At 43.9% G+C, this 5,082-nt stretch carries 7 protein-coding genes; 1 reads left to right on the forward strand and 6 read right to left on the reverse strand.

All coding sequences use genetic code 11. From position 1 onward, the window contains the following. Positions 1-623 (forward strand): hypothetical protein (locus tag WBA23_RS16310; RefSeq protein ID WP_424583351.1); only part of this gene is annotated, 623 nt, incomplete at its 5' end. On the opposite strand, the gene WBA23_RS16315 is transcribed toward WBA23_RS16310, so the two are convergent. The 6 genes from WBA23_RS16315 to WBA23_RS16340 all read right to left on the reverse strand — a co-directional run bounded on the left by WBA23_RS16315 (position 620) and on the right by WBA23_RS16340 (position 4,963). Further along, a complete protein-coding gene (locus WBA23_RS16315) occupies positions 620-2,035 on the reverse strand; it encodes a Gfo/Idh/MocA family protein (RefSeq protein WP_424583352.1) in 1,416 nt (471 codons plus the stop codon). The two genes, WBA23_RS16310 and WBA23_RS16315, sit on opposite strands and share 4 nt — an antisense overlap. A gap of 104 nt (positions 2,036-2,139) precedes the next feature. Further along, a complete protein-coding gene (locus tag WBA23_RS16320) occupies positions 2,140-2,868 on the reverse strand; it encodes a GNAT family N-acetyltransferase (protein WP_424583353.1) in 729 nt (242 codons plus the stop codon). Positions 2,869-2,881: 13 nt separating this feature from the next. After that, entirely contained in the window at positions 2,882-3,328 is a 447-nt protein-coding gene (locus WBA23_RS16325; protein ID WP_424583354.1) for a DMT family transporter, read from the reverse strand. A gap of 56 nt (positions 3,329-3,384) precedes the next feature. Then, entirely contained in the window at positions 3,385-3,987 is a 603-nt protein-coding gene (locus tag WBA23_RS16330) for a Crp/Fnr family transcriptional regulator (protein WP_424583355.1), read from the reverse strand. A 33-nt stretch (positions 3,988-4,020) separates the two neighbouring features. Continuing rightward, the gene (locus tag WBA23_RS16335) at positions 4,021-4,512 is read right to left on the reverse strand and encodes a hypothetical protein (RefSeq protein WP_424583356.1); all 492 of its coding nucleotides are present in this window, start codon (positions 4,510-4,512) and stop codon (positions 4,021-4,023) included. Further along, complete coding sequence (locus tag WBA23_RS16340; RefSeq protein ID WP_424583357.1) at positions 4,466-4,963, reverse strand: hypothetical protein; 498 nt, start codon at positions 4,961-4,963, stop codon at positions 4,466-4,468. Before WBA23_RS16340 ends, WBA23_RS16335 begins: the two co-directional genes overlap by 47 nt. Between the last annotated feature and the right edge of the window lie 119 nt (positions 4,964-5,082).

Consider the following 5,082-nt stretch of genomic DNA (forward strand, 5'->3'; position numbering starts at 1 on the left):
GGAGAGTACTCTGGGAAGAGATGCTAGGGCAAAATATGGATGCCGTAGCGATAGACTACTGGGACAGCCCAACGCAAAAGCGTGCTTTTGCCTCAGGTTTTGGTCATATATTAGATGAAACGGGAAATATTATTCTAAAATTAGGGGAGGAAATCGTTCCGCATGGGCAAGAGTTACGGGTAGCCCGATTCGATGACGATGTTCCTGGTTCGCAAATGATGATTCGCTATCATGGTCATCAGCCCGATGTAATGCTGGTAGATCAATCTGGACAGGTCGTTAGGCGATTTCAGTTAAATAAATCACCTAACAATACCGGAATGGAAGCGGTGTATTGGAATGGTGATAACCAACCGGCATTACTGTACAACGGGGGGCAGCTATGGAACGGAAGGGGTGAGTCTCTATTTGCTTTTGATTTACCACCTCCGAGAGGAAGTAAGCGGCAGGGATGGTACCATTGCATTCCAGCGGATGTATGCGGTGACCAGCGAGAAGAAGTTGTGCTGTACAACCCTTGGGATACCGCAATTTATATCTACACGCCTACACTACTTAACGAAAGCGCGTACAAAGGTTATCAACCTACTCCACGACAGTATAATGTACGGCTAATGGATTAGCTCATTTCCCAGTCTTGACGCACCGGTTCACGAATAAACCGGTCAGCTTCTGGTAATCCTTTAGCTTTCATCTGCTCTGCATCCCAGTGGATAGGCTGCCCGCCCATGCGGAGAGAAAGCACTCCAAGAAGAGTGATCTCCGTAAGACGAGCACCGTACTCAAAATTAGCACTGGCCTCGGGGCCACCTTGAATCGCAGCAATCCAATCTCGAAAGTGACCATTAGATCGAGGAATACTGGGTTTGGGTGGATTAAGCGATTCGGCTACTGATTCAGGGTAAATTTGCGGAACTCGATCCCCACCATCATTAACGATAATGCCTTTGTCACCTACGAACATTGTACCTCGGCGAGGTAGGTCTACTCCCTGCGGCAGAATCTCCGGTCGCTTTGGTTGCAGACCGCCTGAATACCAAGTTAGCTTTACGGCTGCTTGATCACCTTGAGCCGGAAAATCGTAGTAACCGATTTCACCGTAAGGGGCAATATCAGCGTTGCTGAAACCCGCCGGACGAATGGCTACCCGCTCAGGAGCTGACAAATTGAATGCCCACACCGAAGCATCCATATCATGACAGCCAAAATCACCCAAAGCCCCGCAGCCAAAATCCCAGAAGTCTCGCCAGGTAACCGGTACGTAGTGCTCATGAAACGGGCGAGGCTCCCGAGGACCCAACCACAAATCCCAGTCAAAATTGACGGGCATGGTTGATTTGCCTTCGGGTAATCCGCGCAAGCTAGGCACCCAGCGCGTAGCAGGAACCCAAGCATGAATTTCTTCAACGTTGCCAATAGCTCCCGCTCGTAAGTATTCTACGGTCTGACGGATGCCATCGGCACTATGGCCGCTATTACCCATTTGAGTGGCTAATCCGGTTTCTTTAGCTACTCGCTGCACCTGCCGAGCTTCCCAAATGTTATGCGTTAGGGGTTTCTCACAGTACACATGCTTGCCCGCCCGCATTGCTAGCAGCGAAATGTAGGCGTGGGTATGATCGGGCGTAGAGCAAACAATACCATCCAACTCTTCCTTCTCCAGCATCTCCCGAAAGTCGACGTATTCAGCTATCTGAAACGATGGATTATCTGTCTGGTGCTTTTCTTCAATAATATCTTTCACCGGGCCACGCCCCGCTTCGGAACGATAGTAGAAATCGGCCAGATTCCAATAGTAGGCCGGATCGGCAATCGCCGTGATGCGCACATTATCTAAAGCCAGGAAAGCTTCGGTATTCTTCCGGCCCTTGCCACCCACTCCTACCATCCCCAGGGTAACCGTATCACTGGGTGCAGTAAACCCGGTACCTCCCAGTACGTGGCGAGGCACAATCATAAAGCTAGCGGCAGTGCAAGCAGCACCTTTAATAAAATTTCGGCGGGATGCGTTTGGAGAAAAGTGAGTGTTATTCATGATGAAAAGGTAGAAACTAATCTTCCTTCTAACTTAATAAAACTTAGCTGTTTTATTACTCTCACTCTGCTAAATCTCATTCTTAAGACTACTTAATGCGCTACTTACTTCAAAGTATAGTTTTTCATAGTAAAATGTTCGGTAAACCCAAGTTTCTCATACAGCCCTCTTCCCATTGTAGAAGCTTGAAGGGTTGCAAAGCGATATCCCTGCTTAACAGACTGACTAAGTAAAATTTGCATAATTTGCTTGGCATACCCCTGTCTTCGCATATCGGGAAGAATACTCATGCTATGAATTCCTATAATATTAGGACTACACGCATGTAATACTACTGTACCAACGGGTTCTTTACCCTGATGAACTATAAAGAAGTAGGTATTATCGTAGTCAGGTAGTAGAAGTTGATGCGATATTTTATAGCCAAACCCTTTTAGAAAAACATCTTCCCATAGTGAAGCGTCGTTCTTGCTTTTCACTTCACCCATCCGTAAAGAACTTTCTACATCTAATGATTGATTTAATGGTAAGTACATTCCTATTTGTTCGGATGATTTCTCAAACCCTGATGACTCTATTAGCTTAAAGGCATTACTACCATAAATATCCCAATGAGCAAGTACAACTTCTGTTGGTGCGGCTTGTATTTGCTTCTTTGCGGCCTGTAAGCTTTCCTTAGTAACATCATTGTGAAACCACAGTTTATTAGGCCACTCTGAGTGTTGAATGTAGCAGTAGTCATACACTGCGCCAGGATAATACGCATTTGTTTTCTTCCCTACTATCGCCCATAAAGACGTAAGGTTTTCTATGTTTTCTTTTACAATGTTCATACTTCTTCTGATATTATTGGTTAATCAATATGATGCCAGCGAGCATGGCAGCTACTCCAATAGCTTTTAGATAGTTAATAGGCTGAGTGGGCAGGTCAAACCAACCGAAATGCCCCGCAACAACTGAGAAAACAAGCTGGCCACATAGTCCGAGGGAAATCATTGTGGAAATACCGAGTTTAGGAATCGTGTAATAGTACAATCCAATACCTAGCACACTAAACAATCCACCACAAAACCATAAATAATAAGGAACCTGTTTTAATTGCGGTAAAGTTGGAATGTCTTTGACCGTTGTTACTACTACTATGAATGCATAACAGGCACTCGTAAAAAATGCTACCAATGAGGCGAGAAGCGGATTCTTGAGTAATACTCCTAACTGAGCATTCAGACCGCCCTGCATTGCCAAAAATACGCCTCCCACAAAAGCTAAAGCGGATAATAAAAGTGTATTCATGACACAAAGGTAGCTAGGGTAATGCTTCTTCGCATTTACATATGTTGATAACGCCCCTATTTAAAGAGATTTCTTCGGATACGGCTTAGCTGGGTAGGAGTAATTCCCAAATAAGAGGCAATGTAGAGCTGAGGCACTCTTGACTCTAAATTAGGGTATTCAGTTAAGAAGGTTTGATACCGTTCGGTCGCGGTTTGTGTAGCAAAGGCGATTTGCCGTTGTTCGTTCTTAATAACCCAGCTTTGCTCAAGATAAGCTACGTAAATGTTTTTGAGATCATCATTTTTGTGCACCAGTTGCCTATACTTACGGTAATCGAAGGCTAACACTACGCCATCTCTCAATGATTGTAGAGCAAATGCTGAAGGAGAGGCCTGTATCAGAGAAACTTTAGAAGCGGCCAGATTGCCTTCTGTAAAAAAATTTTTGATATGTACGTTTCCATTGGAATTGAGGTACTCAGAAATCACAACGCCTTCACAGACAAAATACTGGGTTTTAGCTATCTCGCCAATCTGCAATAGATACTCTTGCTCTTCTACACTCTTAACTCCTATTAATTTGCGCAGTTTATCAAAAGAAGTATCGCTTATTGGAGCGTAAGAAGTAAGGTAGGTGTAAAACTGATGGTAGTATTTCTCAGTATATTGGGTTATCATATGCTAATTAACTGATAGTGGGTACAACAAACTTCAAATTCCCCACTCCTTTTTCCTTTTCCTGATAAGCGCGCCCATTTCAGATAAATCCCGGGTGCCAAACCCAAAGTTAACGTAATGAGGTTGCGTAGCGAAGAGGAAGTAGCCTAATCGGTTTTTTAGCTTTAGCTTGTAAACGGGAATATCAAGAAATAGTAGTTGATCAATGTATTTAATCTCTGACCAAGCTATGGATTCTTCTCGCCCCTGATAAATAATAGAGATCTTTTGCGAACCTAATCTTACTTTCACTACCCGGTCCTGGTAGGTCATCCAGAACAAAATTATGCTGCTGCTTATACCAATTAAAATTGATACAACGTATTTCGGATTGTGCTCTACTGAACTTGCTTGAATGCTGAAGGTAATTAATAGGAATGCGGCAACTGGCAGGGTATACTTCAAGAACCAAGTGTAGGATGGGCTACTGGTCATGTTATCAATTATAAAAACTTCCTGGCAAGAGGTATATTTTCTCGCCGACATCACTACCAGTTTTAAAAACAACTCGCGCCTGTAAGCACTGCTCCGGCAGAAGTACCTGAGTAGTGAGCAGTTCAAAAGCGTCAGTTATATTCTGAGCTGCTCCAATAAATAATAACCCAGCGTACAAACGTTCGGTCTGTAAATTCAATGTATAGACTTGCTGTTGGTCATTAAGATGAAGGTAAGGGTAAATTAGTTCACGACTAAATGCAAATGTGCGGTACAAAGAATAGGAGGCGCTGTCGGTTGACTGAAGTACATCTTCATTACGGGTGAGCCGGGATTGATTTAAAGGCTGAGCGGTAACCGTCATTTTCAAGCGACCTACCTCCCGATTACCCGATAGGCGTTCTACCGTACATTGGCAAACCGGCAGTTCCTCAGATAATTCTTGACTATAGGAAGGTAGGATAGTGCCGAAGAAAGCATGAAGTAGGAAGATCGTTTTCATAGCCTTCATAGTAGTGGTATAGTTCGTAGTAGTGGTATAGGAAGATACGAAAGATGAGACTAATAGTAAAGCCTATATAGCGATAAGAAAAAACTTGAATCGCGATCAATCTATTGTAC

Source organism: Tunicatimonas sp., from assembly GCF_049647865.1.
Classification (GTDB): domain Bacteria; phylum Bacteroidota; class Bacteroidia; order Cytophagales; family Cyclobacteriaceae; genus Tunicatimonas.